The organism is Microbacterium flavescens (assembly GCF_018588945.1).
GTDB classification, from domain to species: domain Bacteria; phylum Actinomycetota; class Actinomycetes; order Actinomycetales; family Microbacteriaceae; genus Microbacterium; species Microbacterium flavescens.
Window position 1 is genome coordinate 1 of record NZ_JAFIWA010000003.1, and the last position, 23,420, is coordinate 23,420.

The following is a 23,420-nucleotide window of genomic DNA, read 5'->3' on the forward strand; positions in this document are numbered from 1 at the left end:
CGAACCCGGAAGCTAAGCCTCTCAGCGCCGATGGTACTGCAGGGGGGACCCTGTGGGAGAGTAGGACACCGCCGGACTTCCATTACCGAAATGGCCACCCAACGCAGGGTGGCCATTTCGCGTTAACTACGCTGTAGCGAGCCACGGGAAGGATCGAGAGAGATGGCCGATCAGGAGCCGCGCGAAGGCGCAGCAGATCGCGAGCCGCGCGGACGCTCCGGCGACCGTTCCCCTCGAGCCCGTGACGCCGGCGGAGCGCCGCGGCGCGATGGCGACCGGAAGCCGTACCCGAAGCGTGACGGAGACAAGAAGCCGTACGAGAAGCGCGATGGCGACCGGAAGCCGTATCCGAAGCGCGACGGTGACCGTCCCTCCTACGCGAAGCGCGACGGAGACAAGAAGCCGTACGAGAAGCGTGACGGTGACCGAAAGCCGTATCCGAAGCGCGACGGTGACCGTCCTTCGTACCCGAAGCGCGACGGTGACCGTCCCTCCTACGCGAAGCGCGACGGAGACAAGAAGCCGTACGAGAAGCGTGACGGTGACCGGAAGCCGTATCCGAAGCGCGACGGTGACCGTCCTTCGTACCCGAAGCGCGACGGTGAACGTCCTTCGTACCCGAAGCGCGACGGCGACCGACCCTCCTACCCGAAGCGCGATGGCGACCGGAAGCCCTATGGCTCCGATCGATCCGACCGTCCTTCGCGCGGGGGAGTGAATCGCCCCGACACCGCCCTGCGCCCCGAGGAGAATCGGCCCGTCCGGGCGCGCCACGACGACCCGTTCATTCCGGAAGACGTGACGCCCCAGGATCTCAACGCGGGTGCACGCAACGAGCTGAAGACCCTCAGCAAGGAGAACGCCGAGCAGGTGGCGCGTCACCTCGCGATGGCGGCTCAGCTCATCGACGAAGACCCCGAGCTCGCACACCAGCACGCGATGTCGGCCTCCCGCCGCGCCGGCCGCATCGCGATTGTCCGCGAGTCCCTCGCGATCACGGCGTATGCGACGGGCGACTACGCCCTCGCGCTGCGTGAGCTGCGCACCTACCGCCGCATCTCCGGCAAGGACGACCAGATCGCCCTCATGGTGGACAGCGAACGTGGAGTCGGGCGCCCCGACCGTGCACTCGAGCTCGGCCGCAGCGTCGACCGTTCGACCCTGCCGACGGAGGTCCGCGTCGAGCTCGCGATCGCCATGTCGGGCGCGCGACTCGATCTCGGCGACGCCGAGCGGGCGCTCCTCGAGCTGGACATCCCCGAACTGGATCCGCACCGCGCCTTCGAGTGGAGCCCGTCGCTGTTCGCCGCGCGCGCCGCTGTCCTCGAAGAGCTCGGACGCGACGATGAAGCCGCCCGCTGGCGCGAGCGTGCGATCGTCGCCGCGGATGCGATCGACGCAGCCACCGGTGCCGGCGACCTCGAGACGGTGTACGTCGACGAGATCATCGAGGAAGACGCCGGGGACGAGCAGGTGGAGTCGGCTGCTCCCGCAGAAGACGCCGAGACCGACGAATCCGACGAGACCGACGAATCCGACGAGACCGACGAATCCGACGAGACCGACGAATCCGACGAATCCGACGCGACCGACGAGACCGACGAGCCCCTCGACGCCCAGCCCTCCGTCGAGGACGAGGTCGCCGAGATCCTGGCCGAGGTGGACGCCGCCGACGAAACCGCTGAGAACAGCGACGAGGCGCGCGAGTCGGAAGGCTCCGAGCGCTGATGCCGCTGTTCGGCCGCCGCCCGGCCCCGGCCGGGCCGCTCGACGGCGTTGACGTCGTGCTCGCCGACCTCGACGGGGTCGTCTACGCCGGAGCGGGTGCGCTGCCCCACGCGGTCGACAGCCTCACGCGCGCCCGCGAAGGTCGGGCCCTCGCGTACATCACGAACAACGCTGCGCGGACGGATGCCTCGGTCGCGGCGCATCTCTCGCAGCTCGGCCTCCCGACCGCACCCTCGGAGGTCGTCACGAGCCCGCAGGCCGCGATGCGGCTTCTCGCCCAGCTGATCGCACCGGGATCGACGGTGCTGGTCGTCGGCGGCGAGGGACTTGTCGACGAGGTCGTGAAGGCCGGATTCGTCGTCACCCGCAGCGCTGAGGACTCACCGGCCGCGGTCGTCCAGGGTTTCGCACCCGAGGTCGGCTGGACCCAGCTCGCCGAAGCCGCGTTCGCGCTCAAGGTGCCCGAGGACGAGGGCGGCATCCCCTGGATCGCCACCAACACCGACTGGACCATCCCGCAGGCGCGTGGTGTCGCGCCGGGCAACGGCACGCTCGTGTCGGCCGTGCACACCGCCATCGGTCGTCTGGCCACGGTCGCGGGCAAGCCGGAGGTCCCGATCTTCGAGGAGGCCGTCGCGCGGTTCGGGGCGAGGCATCCGCTCTTCCTCGGCGACCGACTCGACACCGACATCCTCGGCGCCAACCGCGCCGGCATCGCGTCTGCGCTCGTCCTCACGGGGATCGACCGACCGAAGCACGTGCTCGCGGCACCGCAGGGGTCGCAGCCGACCTACATCCTCGGCGACCTCCGCGAGCTGCACGAGCCCTATCCGGAGGTGCGCGTGAAGGACGGTGTCGCCACCGTCCGCAATGCCGTCGTCGCGATCGAGGGCGCCGATGTGCGGATCGTCGCGGAGGGCGACCGACCGATCGACCTGCTCCGTGCCGGCGCCGCCGCGATCTGGAGCACCGGTCGTGCGATCTTCGGCTTCCGCGTGCCGGAGCGGCTGTACGCGGATCCCTTCCACCGGCCCTGATCACGCGGCCGCGGCGAAGGTTCGCCGTATCCTGGGGGACATGGCCCAGCCGGAAGACCGTGAGCTCGACCCCGACGATCTGCTGTCGACTCTCGAGGTGATCGAGGCCCAGCCCCTCGCGACCCGCGCCGAGGCCTACGACGCCCTGCACGACACGCTCGCCCGGAGGCTGGAGGCGGCTCCCGGCGGCGCGCCGGCGTCATGACGTCGCGCCTCGATGCCGCGCTGGCCGCTCGAGGACTCGCCCGGTCGCGCACGCACGCGGCGACGCTGATCGCCGACGGCCTCGTGTCGGTCGACGGCCGGCCAGTGGTCAAGGCGTCCACGCCCGTCGCCGACTCAGCGGTGCTCGAGGTCGCGGCATCCGATCACTATGTCAGCCGTGCGGCGCACAAGCTCATCGCCGGACTGGACGCGTTCGGCGTGGACGTCTCCGGTCGCCTCGCGCTCGACATGGGCGCCTCGACGGGCGGGTTCACGCAGGTGCTGCGCGAGCGCGGAGCCGACCCCGTCATCGCGGTGGACGTCGGCCACGGCCAGCTCGCGGCGGCCGTCGCCGCAGACCCCGGTGTGATCTCGATCGAGGGCTTCAACGTCCGCCACATGACGACCGACTCGCTCGCCGAGGCGAGCGCCATCTCGGCTGCGCCCTCCGTCATCACGGGCGATCTGTCGTTCATCTCGCTCGGCCACGTGCTGCCGGCGGTGCGCGCGGTCGCGGCAGCGGACGCCGATCTGGTGCTGCTCGTCAAGCCGCAGTTCGAGGTCGGGCGCACCGCGGTGAAGGGCGGCCTCGTGACCAACCCCACGCTGCGCGCCGATGCGGTTGCACGCGTGCTCTGGGCAGCATGGGACGCCGGGCTCGGCACGTGCGGTATCGTCTCCTCCCCGATCGTCGGAACGCACGGGAATTCCGAGTACATCGCCCATCTCGCGCCGGGGCGCGGCACCAATCCGACAGAATGGTTGAGCACCGTGAACCGACTGGCGGGGAGCCGATGACCATCACCGACGCACGCGCCGAGCGCAGCATCCTTGTGGTCGCCCACGCCCAACGAGAAGACACCGTGATCGCTGCCGAGCGCGTCGTCGCCGCATTGCGCGCTGCCGGCGCGCGGCCGGTGCTCGCCGCCGACGACCGCGCCGAGCTCGCGGCCGTCCGGGACACCTTCGCCGACGTGCTGGTGCTGGGCGACGACGTGCCGGTGCGCGACGTCGAGCTCGCGATCGTCCTCGGGGGCGACGGCACCATCCTGCGTGCCGCCGAGCTCGTGCGCGACGGCACCGCCCCGGTGCTCGGTATCAACATGGGGCACGTCGGCTTCCTCGCCGAGATCGAGCGCGACGACATGGACGACGCCGTGCGCCGCGCGATCGAGCGCGACTACGACGTCGAGGAGCGTCTCGCCCTCGACGTGCGGGTGAAGGATGCTTCCGACTCGGTGATCTACGAGACGTGGGCGCTCAACGAGGCCACCGTCGAGAAGGCCAGCCGCGAGCGGATGCTCGAGGTGGTGATCGAGATCGACGGGCGGCCGCTGTCGACGTTCGGCTGCGACGGTGTCGTGGTGTCGACGCCGACCGGCTCCACCGCGTACAACTTCTCGGCGGGCGGGCCGGTCATCTGGCCGACGGTCCAGGCCATCTCGGTGGTGCCGCTGTCGGCGCACGCGCTGTTCGCGAAGCCGCTCGTGGTCGGCCCCGAGCACGCGGTCGCGATCGAGGTGCTCGAGCGCACCAACGGCGTCGGCATCCTCTGGTGCGACGGCCGGCGCTCCCACGACCTCCCGCCCGGCGCCCGGGTCGTGGTGCGCCGCTCCGGTCAGCCCGTACGGCTCGCGCGCCTGCATCCCGCGTCCTTCACCGACCGCCTCGTGCGCAAGTTCCGGCTGCCCGTCGAAGGATGGCGCGGGCCCGCCGCGATCACCGGGCCGACGCCGTGATCGAGGAGATGCGCCTGCGCGATCTCGGGGTCATCGCCGAGGCCACGCTGCCGATCGGTCCCGGATTCACCGCGATCACGGGTGAGACCGGGGCCGGCAAGACGATGGTCGTCACCGGTCTCGGGCTGCTCCTCGGTCAGCGCGCCGACTCCGGCGCCGTGCGTGCCGGCGCCGCTCAGGCCACGGTCGACGGCGTCTGGATCGTGCCCGAGTCGGGCTCGGTCGCCGACCGCGTCCGTGAGGCGGGCGGCGACGTCGAGCCCCTCGGCGACGGCCGCGCGGAACTGTACGTCGGCCGGTCGATCTCGAGCGAGGGCCGCGGTCGCGCGTCGGTGGGTGGCCGCGCGGCACCCGCGGGCGTCCTGGCCGATCTCGCCGACGAACTCGTGGTGGTGCACGGCCAGTCCGACCAGCTGCGGCTGCGCACCGCGGCGGCGCAGCGCGACGCGCTGGACCGCTTCGGCGGCGACGTGGTGCAGCGGGCGCTGGCGACGTACCGCGATGCGTACGAGCGCTGGCGTGCGATCGACCGCGAGCTGGCCGAGCTCACCACCGAGCGCGATGCGCGCGCCCGTGAGGCCGACGACCTGCGGGCACAGCTCGCCGACATCGAGCAGGCTGCGCCCCAGCCCGGTGAGGACGCCGAGCTCACCATCCGCGCCGAGCGGCTGGCCAACGCCGAAGAGCTCCGCATCGCAGCCGCGACCGCTCACGACGCCCTGTCGGGCGAGGGGGAGCAGCCGGATGCCTCGTCCCTGCTCGCCGAGGCGCGGCGCGCGCTCGAGCGCGCACACGATCCCATCCTGGAAGACCTGGCGGGTCAGGTTGCCGACCTCGGCTACCGCGCGTCCGATCTCGCTGCCGCGCTGGCCGGGTACCTCGCCGACCTCGACGAGACCGGCCCGCACGAGCTGGCCGCGGTCGAAGAGCGACGGGCGGTGCTGTCGGCGCTCGTCCGGGCGCACGGCAGCCTCGACGACGCGATCGCCCTGCTCGACACCGGGTCGGCCCGGCTGGCCGAGCTCGACGACGACAGCGAGCGGGTCGAGCGGCTCACCGAGGAGCGGGGGGTCGCGGCATCCGCTCTCGACGAAGCCGCCCACGTGCTCACCGCCGCGCGCACGGCGGCGGCCGAGCGGCTCGGAGCAGCGGTCACCGCCGAGCTGCACGCCCTCGCCATGCCCGACGCCCGACTCACCGTCTCGGTCTCGCCCGGCGCAGAGTCGGCGACCGGCCGCGACGACGTCGCGATCCTGCTCGCGCCGCACGTCGGCGCCGAGCCGCGCCCTGTCTCACGGGGCGCCTCCGGCGGTGAGCTCAGCCGCGTCATGCTGGCCATCGAGGTCGTGATCGCGGCGGTCGATCCCGTGCCGACGTTCGTGTTCGACGAAGTGGATGCCGGCATCGGCGGTGCCGCGGCGATCGAAGTCGGACGCCGTCTCGCCCGCCTCGCGCAGTCGTCGCAGGTGATCGCCGTCACCCATCTCGCGCAGGTCGCCGCATTTGCGACGAACCACCTGACGGTCGTGAAGGCGGGCGACGGATCGGTGACCGCGTCCGACGTGCGCCGCCTCGACGGATCCGACCGCGAGGCCGAGATGGCGCGGCTGCTGTCGGGCATGCCTGACTCCGACGCCGCGCTCACCCATGCCCGCGAACTGCTCGGCCTGCGGGCCGAGGTGGCCTGAATCGCGGGGGAGACGAACACGTGCGCGTTTCCTCAGCTTGCCGTCCCCGACGTGAGATAGGATAAAAGCCCGTGATGCAGACTTCTGATTCTTCCCGCGGCGACACTTCGAACGACACCACTCGGCACATCTTCGTGACCGGAGGTGTCGTTTCCTCGTTGGGGAAGGGTCTCACCGCCGCCAGCCTCGGCAACCTGCTCACCGCCCGCGGTCTGCGGGTCGTCATGCAGAAGCTCGACCCGTACCTGAACGTCGACCCGGGCACCATGAACCCGTTCCAGCACGGTGAGGTCTTCGTCACCGACGACGGCGCCGAGACCGACCTCGACATCGGCCACTACGAGCGCTTCCTCGACATCGAGCTGAACCAGGCCGCCAACGTCACCACGGGGCAGATCTACTCGCAGGTCATCGCGAAGGAGCGCCGCGGCGAGTACCTCGGCGACACCGTGCAGGTCATCCCGCACATCACCGACGAGATCAAGCGCCGCATGCGCCTGCAGTCGACCGAAGAGCCGCGTCCGGACGTGATCATCACCGAGATCGGCGGCACGGTCGGAGACATCGAGTCGCAGCCGTTCATCGAGTCGGCGCGTCAGATCCGCCACGAGCTGGGGCGTCAGAACGTCTTCTTCGTGCACGTGTCGCTCGTGCCGTTCATGGGCGCATCGGGCGAGCAGAAGACCAAGCCCACGCAGCACTCGGTCGCCACGCTCCGCAGCATCGGCATCCAGCCCGATGCTCTGGTGCTGCGCAGCGATCGCCCGGTCACCGAGTCGAACAAGCGCAAGATCGCGCTCATGTGCGACGTCGACGAGGGCGCGGTCGTCAACGCGGTCGACGTTCCGAGCATCTACGACATCCCGACCATGCTGAACGAGCAGGGCCTCGACGAGTACATCGTACGGGCGCTCGGACTCAGCACGGCGGCGGACGTCGACTGGTCGCGCTGGGAGCGCGTGCTCAACGCGGTGCACAACCCGAAGCACGAGGTCACGATCGGCCTCGTCGGCAAGTACATCGACCTCCCCGACGCCTACCTCTCGGTCACGGAGGCTCTCAAGGCCGGCGGCTTCGAGCAGGAGACGCACGTCAACATCCGCTGGATCCCGTCCGACGAGTGCGAGACGCCCGAGGGCGCCGAGAAGGCGCTGGCTCCGGTCGACGGCATCGTGATCCCCGGCGGGTTCGGCATCCGCGGCATCGAGGGCAAGATCGGCGCGCTGAAGTTCGCGCGCGAGCAGGGCATTCCGACCCTCGGCATCTGCCTCGGCCTGCAGTGCATCGTCATCGAGTACGCGCGTCACGTGGCCGGCATCGAGGATGCTTCATCGAGCGAGTTCGACCCCGACACCGAGCATCCCGTCATCGCCACGATGGAGGAGCAGGTCGACATCCTCCAGAGCGGCGACATGGGCGGCACCATGCGCCTGGGCCTGTACCCGGCGCATCTGGCCGAGGGCTCCATCGCCGCGGAGGTCTACGGATCGACCGTCGCGTCGGAACGCCACCGCCACCGCTACGAGGTGAACAACCGCTACCGCGACCGCATCGCGGAAGCAGGCCTGGTGTTCTCGGGCCTCAACCCCGACCTCGACCTCGTCGAGTACGTGGAGCTGCCGCGCGAGGTGCACCCGTACTACATCGCGACGCAGGCGCACCCCGAGCTGCGGTCGCGGCCCACCGACGCCAACCCGCTCTTCCGCGGTCTGGTCGGCGCGGCACTCGAGCGCCATCGCGCCAGCGAGCTGTTCGACGTCGAGAATGACTGACGACTCGGCGGCCATGCCGCTCGCCGACGAGCCCGCCGAGTACGAGGTCACCGCCAGTGACCTCGTCTACGCGGGGCGTGTGTGGGACGTCCGCAGCGACACCGTGTCGTACGGCGACGGCGAGATCGTGCGTCAGTACGTCGACCATCCGGGCGCCTCGGCCATCGTCGCGATCGACGACGAGCGGCGCGTCCTGCTGATCCAGCAGTACCGCCACCCGATCCGCCACCGCGACTGGGAGATCCCGGCCGGGCTGCTCGACGTCGACGGCGAGTCTCCGCTCGAGACCGCCCAGCGTGAGCTCGCCGAGGAGGCCGATCTCACGGCGTCGTCGTGGGAGTCGCTCCTCAGCATCTTCACCACGCCCGGGGGCAACGACGAGGTCGTGCACCTCTTCCTCGCTCGGGGGCTGTCCGAGATCGGCTCCGCACACGACCGCGCCGAGGAGGAGGCCGACATCCGCGTCGAGTGGGTTCCTCTCGACGCGGTGCTCGACGGCGTGCTCGCCGGCCGGCTGCGCAACGGCATCCTCGCGGTCGGCGTCCTGGCCGCCGCGGAGCGGCTCCGACGCACGGAGGCGGCGGCGGGCGCGAGGGACTGACATGCGGCTGGACCGGGCGGTGGACGCGTACCTGCGGCACATCTCGATCGAGCGCGGCCTGTCGGACAACACGGTCGCGGCCTACCGCCGCGACCTCGCTGGCTACGTGCAGTGGCTGGACGAGCGCGGGGTCGACGACTCGGCGGCCGTGACCCCCGAGATCGTGGCCGAGTTCGCGGCCGAACGGGCATCCGCGCAGCCGCCGGTCGCGGCATCCTCCCTCGCCCGTCTTCAGTCGTCGGTGCGCGGCCTGCACCGGTTCCTCGCGCGCGAGGGCGTCGAGGACGCCGACCCGTCCGTGCGGCTGCGGCCGCCCAAGCAGCCGCGCCGGCTGCCGAAGGCCCTCACGATCGATCAGGTGGAAGCTCTGCTGGATGCCTCCGGCCCCGCCCCTTCGACCGGCCACCTACCCCCGGCCGGGGCGGCGCCCGGCGATCTGCTGGGCCTCCGTGACCGCGCGCTGCTCGAGCTGCTCTACGCCACCGGCGCGCGGGTGTCGGAGATCGTGCAGCTCGACGTCGACGATCTCGCGCACGGCGACGTGGTGCGCGTGCGTGGCAAGGGCAACAAGGAGCGCATCGTGCCGGTGGGTTCGTACGCCCGCGCGGCCGTCGACGCCTACCTGACGCGCGCACGCCCGGAGCTCGGGCGCCGCGGGCGCGCGACGCCGAAGCTGTTCCTCGGGGCGCGGGGGGCGCCGCTGTCGCGCCAGAGCGCGTGGCTGGTCATCCACTCCGCCGCCGAGCGCGCTCAGCTGTCGTCGCATGTGTCGCCACACACGCTGCGCCACTCGTTCGCGACGCATCTGCTGCAGGGCGGGGCCGACGTGCGGGTGGTCCAGGAGCTGCTCGGCCACGCGTCGGTGGCGACGACGCAGATCTACACGTATGTCTCGGTCGACGCCCTGCGCGACGTCTACGCCACTTCCCACCCGCGCGCCCGCTGAGCGGTCCCGGGCGAGAGGCCGCGCCGTGACTAGAATCGGTGCACGGCATGGCGAAGTCAGGAGAGTCTGTGGGCAGCAAGCGGGGCGCGACGAAGGCCTCAGACAACGAGACCCCGATCGGTCCCACCGGGCGTCCGTACCACGGCTTCCCGACCCCGCCGAAGCTCGACGGCCACGGCCCCGCGCGCATCATCGCGCTGTGCAACCAGAAGGGCGGCGTCGGCAAGACGACGACCACCATCAACCTGGCCGCTGCGCTCGCCGGCTACGGGCGCAAGGTGCTGGCCGTCGACTTCGACCCGCAGGGCGCACTGTCGGCAGGTCTCGGCATCCAGACCCACGAGATCCCGACCATCTACGACCTGCTGCTCGACAGCAAGCGCGATCCCTACGACGTGATCGTGAAGTCGCGCGTCGAGAACCTCGACGTCATCCCGGGCAACATCGACCTGTCGGCGGCTGAGGTGCACCTCGTCAACGAGGTCGCGCGCGAGCAGACGCTGGCGCGCGCGCTGCGCAAGGTCACCGCCGACTACGACGTGATCCTCATCGACTGCCAACCGTCGCTGGGCCTGCTCACGGTCAACGCGCTGACGGCCAGCCACGGCGTGATCATCCCGCTGGAGTGCGAGTTCTTCGCGCTGCGCGGGGTCGCGATGCTGATCGAGACCATCGACAAGGTGCGCGACCGCCTGAACCCGACGATCACGCTCGACGGCGTCCTGGCCACGATGTACGACGCCCGCACCCTGCACTCGCGCGAGGTGCTGGAGCGGGTCGTCGACGCCTTCGGCGACGACGTGCTCGAGACCGTCATCGGTCGCACCGTGAAGTTCCCCGATGCCTCGGTGTCGGGCATGCCGATCACCGAGTTCGCGCCCGAGCACGCCGCCGCCCAGGCCTACCTGCGGCTGGCGCGGGAGCTGGTCGCCCGTGGCGCCGTCGCCTGACGAGACTCCCGATCCGCAGCAGCCGGCGGAAGGCTTCCGAGTCTCGGTCGGCGTCTTCGACGGCCCCTTCGACCTGCTGCTGACGCTCATCTCCAAGCACGAGCTCGACATCACCGAGGTGTCGCTCTCGCTCGTCACGAACGAGTTCATCGCGTACCTGCGCGAACTCGGTCCGGACGAGGAATTGGACGAGGCATCCGAGTTCCTGGTCGTGGCCGCGACCCTGCTCGACATGAAGGTCGCAGGGCTCCTGCCCCAGGGCGAGCCCGTCGACGCCGAATCGGTCGCGCTGCTGGAAGCGCGCGACCTGCTGTTCGCGCGTCTGCTGCAGTACCGCGCGTTCAAAGAGGTGTCGGTGTGGTTCGAGCGGTGCCTGCAGCGCGAGGACCGGCGGCACACGCGCAGCGTGCGGCTCGACGAGAAGTACCGGCAGGCGGTGCCGGAGCTCGTGTGGACCCTCAGCGTCGACGACTTCGCGGCCCTCGCGCTGCTCGCGATGACGCCGAAGGAGATCCCGCACGTCGGGCTCGACCATCTGCACGCGCCGCTCGTGAGCATCCGCGAGCAGGCGGCGGTGGTGGTGACCCTGCTGCGCAACGCCGGGTCGCTGAGCTTCCGCGAGCTCGTCGCCGGCGTCTCGCAGCCCGGCGTGGTGGTCGCCCGCTTCCTGTCAGTGCTGGAGCTGTACCGCCACGCCGCCCTGTCCTTCGAACAGCTCGAACCGCTCGGGGAGCTCACGTTGCGCTGGAGCGCGCAGCGGTGGTCCGACGAGAACCTCGCCACTCTGGGAGCCGATTATGACCGATGACCGCGATACGCCCGATCAGCGGGGGGCGCCGGCGGTGGCCGATGTCGCCCGCCGCCTGGAGGCGATCCTCCTGGTCGTCGAAGAGCCGCAGAGCCTGGTGAGCCTGGCCGCGGCGGTCGGGTCGCCCGTGCCCGCAGTGCGGCAGGCGATCGAGGGTCTCGTCGCCGATTACGACGGCGAGACGGGCGGGCCGGTGCGCGGCTTCGAGCTGCGGGAGGTCGGCGGCGGCTGGCGCCTCTACGTGCGCGAGGAGCACGACGACCTGGTGAGCGAGTTCGTCAACGCCCAGGCGCCGTCGCGCCTGTCGCAGGCGGCGCTCGAGACGCTGGCGGTCATCGCCTACAAGCAGCCCGTGACCCGCAGCCAGGTCGCCTCGATCCGCGCGGTGAACGTCGACTCCGTGGTGCGCACCCTGCTGTCGCGCGGGCTGATCACCGAGCTGTTCACGGATGCCGAGACCGGCGCCATCAACTACGGCACGACCGACGCGCTGCTGGTGAACCTCGGCATCAACTCGCTCGACGAGCTGCCGCACATCTCGCCCCTCCTCGACGACGGGGCGGACGGATTCGACGAGGAGGCACGGCGATGACCGGGCATGATCCCTTCGCACAGCCGGAAGGCGTGCGTCTGCAGAAGGTCCTGGCGAACGCCGGCGTGGCGTCGCGCCGCGTGGCGGAGCAGCTCATCGTCGAGGGGCGCGTGCGGGTCAACGGCGACGTCGTGACCGAGCTCGGCAGGCGCATCGACCCCGAGAACGACCTCGTCGACGTGGACGGCACCGCCATCCAGCTCGACCAGTCCAAGCGCTACGTGATGCTCAACAAGCCGACGGGCGTCGTCAGCTCGATGAAGGACGACCGCGGCCGCCCCGACCTGCGACGGTTCACGAAGGACTGGGACGAGCGGCTGTACAACGTCGGACGATTGGATGCCGAGACCAGCGGCCTCCTCGTGCTCACGAACGACGGCGAACTGGCGCACGTGCTCGCACACCCGTCGTTCGGCGTCACCAAGGTCTACATCGCGAAGGTGGAAGGACGGGTCACGGCGCAGACGATCCAGCGCCTCACGAAGGGGGTCGAGCTCGAGGACGGGCACATCGCCGCCGACAAGGCGCGGCTGCTGTCGGCCTCGGCGGAGGGAGGCGGCTCGCTCGTCGAACTGACCCTCCACTCGGGTCGCAACCGCATCGTCCGCCGCATGATGGCCGAGGTGGGGCATCCCGTCATCGAGCTGGTCAGACGTCAGTTCGGGCCGCTGCACCTGGGAACACTGCCAGCCGGGCAGGCACGGGAGTTGACTAAGGTGGAGCGGGGCGCTCTGCTGACTCTCGCGCGTCGCGCGGTGGGCGACGCCCCCGAGCCCCGCGACACCTCCGAGCCGCGGAGCGACCAGGAGAACCAGTGACCGACCCCACGCCCCCGTCTGCGCGCGCGCGAGCGCCGCGCGTGCACGGCACCGTGCGGGTCGTCGGCGCCGGTCTGCTGGGTGCCAGCATCGGGCATGCCCTGAGCGCGCTGGGGGTCGACGTCGCCCTCGACGACACCTCGCCCGCGCAGCTGCGGCTGGCCGTCGACTACGGCGCCGGCCGCCGTGCCGCCGCCGACGACGATCCGACGCTGATCGTGGTGGCCGTGCCGCCCGACGTGACCGCCGACGTCATCGAGCGCGAGCTCACGCGCTTCCCGCGCGCGGTGGTGACCGACGTCGCGAGCGTCAAGCTCGAGCCGCTGCACATCCTTCGTGACCGCGGTGTCGACCTCACCCACTACATCGGCTCGCACCCCCTGGCGGGCCGAGAGCGCGGCGGAGCGATCGCCGCCCGCGCCGACATCTTCATCGGACGCCCGTGGGTGGTGTGCCGCGACGGCGAGACGCCCGCGAGCGATCTCGCCCTCGTCGAGGCGCTCGCCCTCGATCTCGGTGCGATGCCGATCGAGATGAGCCCCGAAGACCACGACCGCTCGGTCGCCCTCGTCTCCCACGTGCCCCAGCTCGTCGCCAGCCTGCTCGCGGGCCGCTTCGTCGACGCGCCCGAGGGATCGCTCGGGCTCGCGGGCCAGGGCGTGCGGGACACGACGCGGATCGCGGCATCCGCTCCCGAATTGTGGGTGCAGATCCTCGGCGCGAACGCGACACCCGTCGTCGATGTGCTCGACGCCCTTGCCGCCGACCTGCGCGACGTCGCCGACGCCCTGCGCAGCCCCGATGCCCCCGGCGCGCGACGCGCGGTCGCCGACACGATCCGCCGCGGCAACGAGGGAGTCGAGCGGCTTCCCGGAAAGCACGGCCAGAACCGGCGCTTCGAACAGGTGGTCGTCATGGTCGACGACACGCCGGGCCAGCTCGGCCGGCTGTTCGGCGAGCTCGGCGAACTCGACGTCAACGTCGAGGACCTGCGTCTCGAGCACTCGCCGGGAGCTCAGTTCGGACTGGCCGAGATCAGCGTCGTGCCCGGCGCCGTACGACGTGCCGTGGAGGGCCTCGAGTCCCGCGGCTGGAAGATTGCGAGCACCACCAATGACTGATCCCGCGATGCACTCCGCCCAAACGGCGGCGGCGCAGGCCGCCGAACCCGTCGTCGTGGCCATCGACGGCCCCGCCGGGAGCGGGAAGTCGAGCGTCTCCCAGCAGGTCGCCCGGCGACTCGGCTACGGCTTCCTCGACACCGGCGCCGCCTACCGCGCCCTCGCCTGGCTGGCGCTCGAGCGCGGCACCGACACGTCAGACTCGACCTCCGTCGTCGACGTCATGGGCGACTTCGACTACGCGATCTCGCTCGACCCCGACGAGCGCTGGGTGCGCGTCGGCGCGTCGGATGTGACCGAGGCGATCCGCGAGCCTCGCGTGTCCGAGGCCGTGAGCGGCATCGCGCGCGTGCCCGCCGTCCGCCAGGCGGTCAACGCGCTGTTCCGCTCGATGGTGTCGTCTTCCGGCCGCCCGGGCGTCGTGGTCGAGGGCCGCGACATCACGACGGTCGTCGCGCCCGACGCCCCCGTGCGGATCCTCCTCACCGCCGCCCCCGAGGTGCGTGCGGCCCGTCGCAGCGCAGAGCTGTCGTCTCAGGATGCCGCGGCCGTCGCCGCGGCGCTCCACAAGCGCGACGCCTCCGACTCCACCGTCGTGGACTTCCTCACCGCCGCCCCCGGCGTGGAGGTCGTCGACTCGACCCACCTTGATTTCGACCAGACCGTGGACGCCGTCATCGGCGTCATCCGCACGAACGTGCCTGCACAGACGGGAGCTCACGATGGCATCTGACACCCGTGACGCCGAAGAAGAATACGAGGGCGGCGAAGACCGCCTCGCCGAGAACCTCGCCGACCTCGACGAGGAGCTCGCCGAGCAGCGGGCGACCGCCCTGCGCGCGGGGCTCGAGGACTACGAGCTCGACGATGACGACGCCGCCCTGCTCGAGGGGCTCGCGCTGGGCGAGGACGGGATCGAGTACCTTCCCGCACTGCCCGTGGTGGCGATCGTCGGTCGCCCGAACGTCGGCAAGTCGGCGCTCGTGAACCGCATCCTGGGCCGCCGCGAGGCCGTCGTCGAGGACACCCCGGGCGTCACCCGCGACCGCGTGACCTACAAGGCCGAGTGGATGGACCGCCGGTTCTCGCTGGTCGACACCGGCGGGTGGGAGCCCGACGCGAAGGGCATCGACCGGTCGGTGGCAGCCCAGGCCGAGGTCGCGATCGACCTGTGCGATGTCGTGCTGTTCGTCGTCGACGCGATGGTCGGGGCCACCTCGACTGACGAGCACGTCGTGAAGCTCCTTCGCAAGAGCGGCAAGCCGGTGTTCCTCGTCGCGAACAAGATCGACGACTCCCGCCAGGAGCCGGAGGCCGCGGCGCTGTGGAACCTCGGTCTCGGCGAGCCGTACCCCGTGTCAGCCATCCACGGCCGCGGCGTGGCGGATCTCCTCGACGCGATCATGAAGGTCCTGCCCGAGGTGTCGGCCGTCGCCAAGCAGGAGATCGGCGGCCCGCGCCGTGTCGCGATCCTCGGCCGTCCGAACGTGGGCAAGTCGTCGCTGCTGAACAAGGCGGCAGGCGAGGAGCGGGTCGTGGTCAACGACCTCGCCGGCACGACGCGCGACCCGGTGGACGAGGTGGTCGAGCTCGGCGGACGCCTGTGGCGCCTGGTCGACACCGCCGGCATCCGTCGCCGGGTGCACCTGCAGCAGGGCGCCGACTTCTACGCGTCGCTGCGCACCTCGGCCGCACTCGAGAAGGCCGAGGTCGCCGTCGTCGTCCTCGACGTCAGCGAGCCCATCAGCGAGCAGGACGTGCGCATCATCGACCTCGTCCTCGAGTCGGGGCGCGCGCTGGTCCTCGCCTTCAACAAGTGGGATGTGCTCAACACCCCCCACTACGAGGACATCGAGCGCCGCCGTTACCTCGAGCGGGAGATCGAGCAGGACCTCGCCCACGTGGCGTGGGCACCGCGCGTGAACATCTCGGCGCGCACCGGCCGCCACCTGGACAAGCTCGTGCCCGCGCTCGAGACGGCCCTCGAGTCGTGGGACCAGCGCATTCCTACCGGCAAGTTCAACGCGTTCCTGTCGGAGCTCGTCAACGAGCACCCGCACCCGGTGCGCGGCGGCAAGCAGCCGCGCATCCTCTTCGGAACTCAGGCCTCGACGCGTCCGCCGACCTTCGTGCTGTTCACGACGGGCTTCCTCGACCCGGGCTACCGCCGGTTCATCCAGCGTCGCCTGCGCGAGCTGTACGGCTTCGAGGGGTCGCCCATCGTGATCAACATGCGGGTTCGCGAGCGTCGCCAGCGCTGAGCGGCAGCCGGCGCCGGCACCGGCGAGTCGGGCCGCGTCCGACACGGGGCACGTGTGGAAGGGTGGCAGGGTGACGATCGAACCTCCCGCACCCGGTGAGCCGCGGCGCCCGCAGGGTCCGCGCGACCCGGGCGACGCGTGGGTGGTCGCTCCGACGGGCGAGCGGTATTGGGGCCGCTTCGGCGCCGCAGGGCTGCTGGCCCTCGACGCCGAACGCGGCGTGCTGCTGCAGCACCGCGTCACGTGGAGCCACTTCGGCGACACGTGGGCGCTGCCGGGCGGCGCCCGGCACGAGGGCGAGTCGGCGTGCGACGGCGCGCTGCGTGAGGCGGCGGAGGAGGCGGGAGTTCCGGATGCCTCGATCCGCCCGCGCCTGCTGTCGGTGCTCGATCTCGGCTACTGGTCCTACACGACGCTCATCGGCGACGTCGTCCACCCGTTCGAACCCACCATCAGCGATCCCGAGAGCCACGAGCTGGCCTGGGTGCCAGTCGACGAGGTGACGAGGCATCCGCTCCATCCTGGATTCGCGGCGTCGTGGGAACGGCTGCGCGCCCTCCTCGGCGTGCGCCCCGCGGTCGTCGTCGACGCCGCGAACGTCGTCGGCTCGGTGCCGGACGGGTGGTGGCGCGACCGATCCGGAGCTGCCGGCCGGCTCGTCGAGCGGGTCGCGGCGCTCGCGAAGACCGGAATCCCGGCGGCCGCGCTCGAACTGCCCGAGGACGTCTGGTTCCCCGACTGGGTCGTCGTGCTGGAGGGTCAGGCGCGCGCGGCCGGCGACGCACCCGGTGTGCAGGTCGTGCGGGCCGAGGCATCCGGCGACGACGCCATCGTCGACGCGGTGCGACGACTCGTCGCGGCAGGACGCACGGTCACGGTGGTCACGAGCGACCGCGAACTCGTGACGCGGGTGACGGATGCCGGAGCCGCGGCGCGCGGATCGCGCTGGCTCCACGAGCTTTTCGAATCCGCCTGAGCGAGCGGGGCGATCACTCACGTCCGCGGAGGCGGTCGATGTCGCGGCGCTCGCGTTTGGTCGGACGCCCGGCGCCGCGGTCGCGCCGGGGGACGAACGCCGTCATCTCGCGGGGCGGGGGAGGAGGCGTGCGATCCTCGACGGCTTCGGCGGCCAGGACCGCGCCGACCCGCTTGGTGATCGTCTTGCGCACCACGAGGATGCGGTCGAAGCCGCTGATGCGCACGCGCAGCTCGTCGCCGGGCTTCACCGGCTGCGCGGCCTTCGCCTTCTCGCCGTTGACCCGCACATGCCCCGCGCGGCATGCGGTCGTTGCGGCGGATCTGGTCTTGTAGACCCGCACGGCCCACAGCCACGAGTCGACGCGGGCCGAGGCATCCGTCATGCCGGCACTTCCACGACGGTGGGGGCTTCGTCGCCGCCGGTCGAGGTGCGGGGTCGGCGGGTCGACACGATGACACCTGCGGCGATGAGACCCTGGCCGAGGCAGTAGGTGGCCATGACGAGCGGGCTCGCCCAGTCGGGCAGGGCGTCGGGTTGGAACAGGCGGAATGCCAGGACGGAGTCGGAGGTCAGGAAGAAGAGTCCGCCCCACGCGACGAGCGGGTGACAGCGGGCGGCGCCCACCGCGGTGGCGCCGAGGACGAGGCCGTACAGGGCGACCGGCACGAGGAGGGCGCCGAGGCTCTGCCAGAGGACGGCGAGGAGCGCGACGTACCAGACCGCGTAGACGAGAGCCCAGAGCGGAACGCGCCGCCGCGGCAGCATGCGCCAGAACAGCCAGATGTAGCAGAGGTGAGCGAGGCCGAAGAACGCCAGCATCATCGGCACGGTGGGCAGCCCCGGGAAGAACGTGCCGGCGCCGTCGCCCAGCCACGAGAGCGCGATGGCGGCGACGAGCACGGTGTGGACGGGTGTCCACGACCGGTTCACGCCCCACGCGACAGCGAAGGCGAGGAGGGGCATGAGGATCAACTTCGTCGGCTGAGCCAGGTCGTGCGCGCCGACGGCGAGGGCCCCGACGTGCGTGACGGTCGCGAGCGTGTAGGGGATGAAACCGATCAGGAGCCGCGACATCTTCCTCCTCGTCGAGCGTGGCGACCACCATCGTCCCACGCCGGGGATGGTCCGCAGGTGCAGGGGTGGGAACCGGGTCGTTCGGTCAGGATCGCAGCTCGAGCGCCATGATCGCGCGATCGGGCGACGGTCGCGCGACCTCGCGGAACCCCGCCGCCGCGAAGGTCGACACGACACCGTGGTAGAGGTCGTTCGACGCCTTCTTGGCCCCTGCGGCCGGGTCGACAGGGTACGCCTCGACCACGCGCGCACCGCGATCACGCGCGAAGTCGATGGCGGCGTCGAGCAGCCGGGCGTTGAGGCCCGCTCCGCGGTGCTCCTTGCGCACGACGAAGCAGCTCACCGCCCAGACCGAATCGTCGTCCCACGGCTCTTCCGTCGCGGAGAACTTGCGGGTGCGCGAGAGGCGCACCTGGGCGGTGCGGGGTCCGACGCGCACCCAGCCCGCGGCTTCACCGTCGACGTAGGCGATGAGCGCCGGCGGCGGACCGGTCCCGATCTCGTCCTTCAGCAGCCGACGGCGCTCATCGGTGGGCGTGGCGTTGAACTCGGTGTTCGTGAGAGTCCACCATTGGCACTGGCAGCTGCGCCCATCGCCGCCGCCTGTGAGGGCGTGCTGGGCGTCATCGAAGCGAGCGGGGGTGGCGGGCTCGACGGTGATCTGTGCCATGCGGCGACGCTACTCCGGGGTGGGGACAGGGTGAAACGCCGCGAGCGGTTCGTCAGCTGCTCACGAACTTCCAGGTGCCGCACCCGTCGGTGGTGAAGCCCTTCATCGTCGAGTCGATGCGAATTGCCAGACCGGGAGCCTCCACAAAGCCGCTATCGATGATGTCGACGTCGGGGTTGCCGGTGAAGGAGCGGAGAAGCTCGACGTAGCAGCCATCCGAGTCGAAGGGGCCGACGGCCTGCCATACTCCGGTCTTCATCTGGCTGCCGATGCCGAACGTTCCGTCGCCGACCGACGAGCGCTGCGCGACCGCGAGCGGCTTCCACGTGCCGCAGCCCTCGGTGTAGAAGTACTTGTCGGTCGCCTTGATGGTGACGATCTTCTGTCCGCCGAAGCCCCACTCCCAGTTGTACTGGTAGCCGAGCAGACCTTCTCCCTGGGCGAGCATCGTGTTCGTGCGTCGCTCGAAGTAGCAGTCGTTGCCGCCGCTCGCATAGTAGGTTCCGGCGGCCACATGGGTGCCGACGGTGAACCATCCCTGGCGGGTCATGGCGTTGGCCGCGGTGACGGTGGCGGTCGACGCAGAGGTGGCGACGCGCGTGAAGTAGCCCGTCCGCTTATACGTGATCGAGACCGTCATCTTCGCCCCGACGTCGGCAGAGGTCAGAGTGTACGTCTTCGAGGTCTTGCCCGAGACGACGATGCCGTTGCGCTTCCACTGGTAGCCGAGCGTCGGAGTCGGCGACCACGTGCCGGGAACCGCCGTCAGCACCGAGCCGGCGCGTGCAGTTCCGCTGATCTTCGGCGTGCTGACCTTCGTGAATGGCTTCGTTACCGTCGCGGTGGCGGCACTTGTCCGTGTGACAGTGGTGTATCCGCTGCGCTTTACGACGACGACGAGTGTGATCTTCTTGCCGAGATCGGCATCCGTGAGCTTGTACGTTCTCGCCGTCGCTCCGCTGATTCCCACGCCGTTGCGCTTCCAGCGGTACGTGATCGAGTCAGCAGGACCCCAGGAGCCCAAGACCGCTTGCAAAGTGGAGCCGACGGCAGTCGAGCCAGAGATCTTCGGTGTCGGGGCGTTGATGATGCCGGGGGCAATGGTGACCAGAGAGCTGCGCGTGCTGACGGCGTTGTGGCCCGGCACCGTGCCCGTGATGATCACGCTGAGCTTGCGAGCCAGGACGTTCGACGTAGGCGTGTACGCCTGGGTGGTCGTGGCCGACACCGTCTCCCGCCCAGCGGCGTCGGTGAAGCGCCAGCTGAAACGGAACGTGGTGCCCTCCGGCCACGATCCGGTCACGGCCGTGACAGTGCTCCCGACGCGGACGGAACCCGCCATCGCGGCGCTGGGCGCGCCCGTGAAGTCGGCCTTCGCGACCACGATCGCGTCGCTCGTGCGCGTCGTTGTCGTGAAGCCCTCGGCGGTGAACGTTGCGACGACACGCAGCGAGGCCAGCGCGTCGGTGGCGAGGGGCGTGTAACCCGAGCCCTGAGCGCCTTCGATCGGCGCGCCGCCGCGCGTCCAGTGATACCCGACCTGGACGCCGTCCGGCACGGGGCCGGAAAGCGCGACGGCGAGCGGCGCTCCGACGATGGCGGTTCCCACGATCGAGACATCAGGCAGCCCCTGGATGCTCGGGAGAACGACCGGCGTGGATGCTGCCGCGACGACGCTCCCCGCCGCCAGGTCGGGCGCGGAACCGGTAACGACCGCCCAGATGAAGCGACCCTCCAGGGAAGCGTCGAGCGTGAGTTGCGCGGTCGTCGCGCCATCGATGATGGCAGCGCCTTGATTCTGGTCGACGCCCTCGACGGGCGCCTGGTACGGGGCGGTGTTCTGCCACCACACGTAGGTCAGCGTCGCGTCGGCGGGGGTCCACACGCCGGTCTGAGCAGTGATGTCGCTGCCGACGACGAAGGAGCCGGTGAGGGATGCCTCGGCCGGCGCCACGACGGAGGCGACATCCTCTTCGGCGGCGATCGCTGCCGTCGCCGACAACGGGGCGAGGACGAGCGCGACGGCGGCCATGACCGCGGTCAGAGCGCGTCCGGCCCGTCGCGGAAGACGCCTCGGGGGACGCGTGGCGTCCCTCACGGCAGGTGCGGACATGGTGATACTCCCGGGGTCTCGAAACGATGCCCCAGTGATCGGGAGCCGAGCACATCAGAGGCAGTAGATGAGAGCCAGATGAGACGCCTGTGGACAACCCGTGGGCGATTGCGGTTGACCACGCAACGACGCGCCCGAACGATGGCCGGTTCGCGACCGGTCCGAGGAGCGGGTAGCATAGGGGAGTTGTCCGCGCTCCGGCTCGGGCATCGGGATGTGGCGCAGCTTGGTAGCGCACTTGACTGGGGGTCAAGGGGTCGCAGGTTCAAATCCTGTCATCCCGACCAATCCGGGGGTCGGAAAAGGCCCGGAAAATCACGGAGAACGCTCCTGAGAAGCCAGATCTTCTCAGGGGCGTTTTCTGTTGCGCGCGCGGTGCAAGCCCCCTGAGCCGACGACAGCTCTGTGCCGCAATCGCCGAGCGGGGATGCGGTTGCGCCGACCGCTGCCGTGTCAAGCCCGTCGTTCTTCTTTCGGCCCGGGTTTAGCGTCGCGCCTACGAGCTGGAGGGTGGTGCGGTCATGGGCGAGAACGGCGCCAAGTCGAATCATGAGTTTGCTGCGGGCGAGACTGAGGAGCTCCCGCCTGCGCCGATGACGAGCGCTGACTCGGTCCGGAAGGACATGACTTACAGTCCGAGCAGCGAGGCGGAAACGCAGCAGAAGCAGGATGATCCGCTGCCCAGCACGATCGACCGCGATATCGACCCAGACGGCGTTCGTGCTGTGCCCGGGACGGGCGGCCCCGACGACGTCGGAGATGTCGACGTGGAACCTGAGGATCTCGAGCTTCCCTGGCGCGAGTAGTCGCTCGCCGCGGACGCGAGCCTCACACCTCACACGTCCTGCTGCCCACCTACCTGCTCACTTGTCGCAGCCGATGCCGTCGTTGTCCCGGTCCAGGTGCTTCGCGTACCCGGGCTGCCCCGCGTAGACGGGAGCGGCGCCCGCGGCGCGGACCGCGTCGCAGTTCTTGTAATGGACCTCGACTGGGGCGGGGGCGGGCGCGACGGGAGCCGGAGCAGGCTGCACGGGCGCCGGAGCCGGTGCCACCGGCGCGGGCTCGGGCTGGGCGGGCGCGGGCGCGGGCGCGGGCTCGGGGTCCGGTTCGGCTTCGACGACAGCCACCGGAGCGAACGTCGATGTGTAGGCCGCCTGGTCCGGGCAGCTGGAGAGCACCCGGGCGATCGCGTCGTGCTCGGCCGCCGTGACCCACAGGTTGTACGTGGCCTTCACCGACACCTGTCGCGCGACGTACTCGCAGCGGAACGCCTTGTTCTTCGGCAGCCAGGTGGCGGCATCCCCGTCACCCTTCTGTGCGTTCGCAGCCCCGTCCACGGCCAGGAGGTTCAGCGGGTCGTTCGCGAACGTCGCCCGCTGGTCGGCGGTCAGCTGCTGCGCACCCTTCTGCCAGGCATCCGACAGCGCGACGACATGGTCGATCTGCACCAGCTCGCTCGTTCCCTGCCCGCGGACGAAGTCGATGGTCTGCCCGGTGAACGGGTCGCTCAGGGTCCCGCTCATCACCTTGCACGGGCCGGACAAGACCTCGTCGATCAGGTCGCGGGCGAGGGTGTCGTTGCGTGAGTCGCAGCCGTTGCGGTCCACGTCCAGCCATCGCTGACCGAACTGGTCCCGGTCGTATCCCGCGTTCGGGGCGCGGCCCTTCACCTCGAGCGTTTCGAGGACCGCCAGTGCGGTCTGGTCCGCTGTCGTGGCGGTGTCGGATGCCGTCTGCACGTCACCCTCGAACGGGACATCCGTGCTCTCCCCATCGACCGACTCGTCGTCGCCGCCCGGCGTCGGTTCTGACGGCGCCTCCGACGGAGCGGCGAAGCCTACGGGGGTGGAGACCGGCGCGGCTGCCCGCCCCTCCGCGGCGGCCTGGGGGTACACCACCGACGTCATCAGCCCGGCGGCGAAGAAGATCACCGCGGAGACGATCGTCGCGACCATGGCGGTCTTCCGCGAGCGGAACCGCAGCCACGTGGGCGTGCTCTTCGCGAGCGAGAAGATGCCGGTGATCAGAACGGTCAGCGCACCCGCCGCGAGGAGTGGCGCGAGCAGCACGAGCAGGCCGAGGCCCACGATGCCGATGACGATCCACAGCCACGCGGGGATGCGTCGCCGCCGCTTGCGGGGCGGCTCGGCTGGTCCGGGTGAGGGCGGCGGGATGAGGCCGACCGGTGATGTCATCTCTGGGCTCCTTGGCGCGTGGGGACGCAGTAGCGAGGGCACGGACATCGAGCGTGGCTTCCACGGCATGAATAAAAGGGCCGCCCACCCCGATGGCGACCCTCATGTGCGTTATCCGTGCTCC

23 protein-coding genes, 1 tRNA gene and 1 rRNA gene are annotated in these 23,420 nt (G+C 70.7%); 20 read left to right on the forward strand and 5 right to left on the reverse strand.

Features of this window, described 5'->3' with window-relative positions; all coding sequences use genetic code 11:
- The 18 genes from rrf to JX005_RS06970 all read left to right on the forward strand — a co-directional run.
- A 5S ribosomal RNA gene (gene rrf, locus JX005_RS06885) occupies positions 1 to 77 on the forward strand; the annotation flags it as partial.
- 85 nt (positions 78 to 162) lie between these two features.
- Positions 163 to 1,728, forward strand: coding sequence for a primosomal protein (locus tag JX005_RS16050; RefSeq protein WP_246533682.1), 1,566 nt, complete (start codon positions 163 to 165; stop codon positions 1,726 to 1,728).
- Positions 1,728 to 2,765, forward strand: a complete 1,038-nt coding sequence (locus JX005_RS06895) for an HAD-IIA family hydrolase (RefSeq protein WP_214466708.1) — start codon at positions 1,728 to 1,730, stop codon at positions 2,763 to 2,765. Before JX005_RS16050 ends, JX005_RS06895 begins: the two co-directional genes overlap by 1 nt.
- A 40-nt stretch (positions 2,766 to 2,805) precedes the next feature.
- Positions 2,806 to 2,970, forward strand: a complete 165-nt coding sequence (locus tag JX005_RS06900; RefSeq protein ID WP_214466709.1) for a hypothetical protein — start codon at positions 2,806 to 2,808, stop codon at positions 2,968 to 2,970.
- Complete coding sequence (locus JX005_RS06905; RefSeq protein WP_214466710.1) at positions 2,967 to 3,767, forward strand: TlyA family RNA methyltransferase; 801 nt, start codon at positions 2,967 to 2,969, stop codon at positions 3,765 to 3,767. Before JX005_RS06900 ends, JX005_RS06905 begins: the two co-directional genes overlap by 4 nt.
- Complete coding sequence (locus JX005_RS06910) at positions 3,764 to 4,708, forward strand: NAD kinase (RefSeq protein WP_214466711.1); 945 nt, start codon at positions 3,764 to 3,766, stop codon at positions 4,706 to 4,708. Before JX005_RS06905 ends, JX005_RS06910 begins: the two co-directional genes overlap by 4 nt.
- Positions 4,705 to 6,396 carry a DNA repair protein RecN gene (recN, locus tag JX005_RS06915; protein WP_214467144.1) on the forward strand — a complete coding sequence of 564 codons (1,692 nt, stop codon included), beginning with the start codon at positions 4,705 to 4,707 and terminating at the stop codon, positions 6,394 to 6,396. Before JX005_RS06910 ends, recN begins: the two co-directional genes overlap by 4 nt.
- Before the next feature lie 74 nt (positions 6,397 to 6,470).
- A complete protein-coding gene (gene pyrG, locus JX005_RS06920) occupies positions 6,471 to 8,168 on the forward strand; it encodes a CTP synthase (RefSeq protein WP_214467145.1) in 1,698 nt (565 codons plus the stop codon).
- Entirely contained in the window at positions 8,161 to 8,769 is a 609-nt protein-coding gene (locus tag JX005_RS06925) for an NUDIX domain-containing protein (RefSeq protein WP_214466712.1), read from the forward strand. The genes pyrG and JX005_RS06925 overlap by 8 nt, the downstream gene beginning before the upstream one ends.
- Position 8,770: 1 nt before the next feature.
- Positions 8,771 to 9,715 carry a site-specific tyrosine recombinase XerD gene (xerD, locus tag JX005_RS06930; RefSeq protein ID WP_214466713.1) on the forward strand — a complete coding sequence of 315 codons (945 nt, stop codon included), beginning with the start codon at positions 8,771 to 8,773 and terminating at the stop codon, positions 9,713 to 9,715.
- 47 nt (positions 9,716 to 9,762) lie between these two features.
- Entirely contained in the window at positions 9,763 to 10,665 is a 903-nt protein-coding gene (locus JX005_RS06935) for a ParA family protein (RefSeq protein WP_214466714.1), read from the forward strand.
- Positions 10,649 to 11,473 carry a segregation and condensation protein A gene (locus JX005_RS06940; RefSeq protein WP_214466715.1) on the forward strand — a complete coding sequence of 275 codons (825 nt, stop codon included), beginning with the start codon at positions 10,649 to 10,651 and terminating at the stop codon, positions 11,471 to 11,473. The genes JX005_RS06935 and JX005_RS06940 overlap by 17 nt, the downstream gene beginning before the upstream one ends.
- Positions 11,463 to 12,065: an SMC-Scp complex subunit ScpB gene (gene scpB / locus JX005_RS06945; protein ID WP_214466716.1), complete on the forward strand. Its 603-nt coding sequence runs from the start codon at positions 11,463 to 11,465 to the stop codon at positions 12,063 to 12,065. Before JX005_RS06940 ends, scpB begins: the two co-directional genes overlap by 11 nt.
- Positions 12,062 to 12,883, forward strand: coding sequence for a pseudouridine synthase (locus JX005_RS06950; protein ID WP_246533684.1), 822 nt, complete (start codon positions 12,062 to 12,064; stop codon positions 12,881 to 12,883). The genes scpB and JX005_RS06950 overlap by 4 nt, the downstream gene beginning before the upstream one ends.
- On the forward strand, positions 12,880 to 14,004 hold the full coding sequence (locus tag JX005_RS06955; RefSeq protein WP_214466717.1) for a prephenate dehydrogenase: 1,125 nt from the start codon (positions 12,880 to 12,882) through the stop codon (positions 14,002 to 14,004). The genes JX005_RS06950 and JX005_RS06955 overlap by 4 nt, the downstream gene beginning before the upstream one ends.
- A complete protein-coding gene (gene cmk / locus JX005_RS06960; RefSeq protein ID WP_214466718.1) occupies positions 13,997 to 14,737 on the forward strand; it encodes a (d)CMP kinase in 741 nt (246 codons plus the stop codon). Before JX005_RS06955 ends, cmk begins: the two co-directional genes overlap by 8 nt.
- Positions 14,727 to 16,265, forward strand: a complete 1,539-nt coding sequence (gene der, locus JX005_RS06965; RefSeq protein WP_214466719.1) for a ribosome biogenesis GTPase Der — start codon at positions 14,727 to 14,729, stop codon at positions 16,263 to 16,265. The genes cmk and der overlap by 11 nt, the downstream gene beginning before the upstream one ends.
- Positions 16,266 to 16,335: 70 nt before the next feature.
- On the forward strand, positions 16,336 to 17,241 hold the full coding sequence (locus tag JX005_RS06970) for an NUDIX hydrolase (RefSeq protein WP_214466720.1): 906 nt from the start codon (positions 16,336 to 16,338) through the stop codon (positions 17,239 to 17,241).
- A gap of 13 nt (positions 17,242 to 17,254) precedes the next feature.
- On the opposite strand, the gene JX005_RS06975 is transcribed toward JX005_RS06970, so the two are convergent.
- From JX005_RS06975 to JX005_RS06990, 4 genes are all read right to left on the reverse strand, one after another.
- Positions 17,255 to 17,626, reverse strand: coding sequence for an RNA-binding S4 domain-containing protein (locus tag JX005_RS06975; protein ID WP_214466721.1), 372 nt, complete (start codon positions 17,624 to 17,626; stop codon positions 17,255 to 17,257).
- Complete coding sequence (locus JX005_RS06980; protein ID WP_214466722.1) at positions 17,623 to 18,318, reverse strand: lysoplasmalogenase; 696 nt, start codon at positions 18,316 to 18,318, stop codon at positions 17,623 to 17,625. The genes JX005_RS06975 and JX005_RS06980 overlap by 4 nt, the downstream gene beginning before the upstream one ends.
- Before the next feature lie 85 nt (positions 18,319 to 18,403).
- Positions 18,404 to 18,988: a GNAT family N-acetyltransferase gene (locus JX005_RS06985; protein WP_214466723.1), complete on the reverse strand. Its 585-nt coding sequence runs from the start codon at positions 18,986 to 18,988 to the stop codon at positions 18,404 to 18,406.
- A 52-nt stretch (positions 18,989 to 19,040) separates the two neighbouring features.
- Positions 19,041 to 21,101, reverse strand: a complete 2,061-nt coding sequence (locus tag JX005_RS06990) for an Rv1352/Rv1906c domain-containing protein (RefSeq protein ID WP_214466724.1) — start codon at positions 21,099 to 21,101, stop codon at positions 19,041 to 19,043.
- Between the two features lie 210 nt (positions 21,102 to 21,311).
- On the opposite strand from JX005_RS06990, the gene JX005_RS06995 reads away from it, so the two are divergent.
- Both JX005_RS06995 and JX005_RS07000 read left to right on the forward strand, forming a co-directional pair.
- Positions 21,312 to 21,388: transfer RNA gene (locus JX005_RS06995), tRNA-Pro, on the forward strand.
- A 234-nt stretch (positions 21,389 to 21,622) separates the two neighbouring features.
- Positions 21,623 to 21,907 (forward strand): hypothetical protein, encoded by a 285-nt coding sequence (locus JX005_RS07000; protein ID WP_246533686.1) that lies wholly within the window; start codon positions 21,623 to 21,625, stop codon positions 21,905 to 21,907.
- Between the two features lie 57 nt (positions 21,908 to 21,964).
- Here JX005_RS07000 and JX005_RS07005 read toward each other — a convergent pair whose 3' ends face one another.
- On the reverse strand, positions 21,965 to 23,296 hold the full coding sequence (locus tag JX005_RS07005) for a GmrSD restriction endonuclease domain-containing protein (RefSeq protein ID WP_214466725.1): 1,332 nt from the start codon (positions 23,294 to 23,296) through the stop codon (positions 21,965 to 21,967).
- Positions 23,297 to 23,420: the final 124 nt, after the last annotated feature.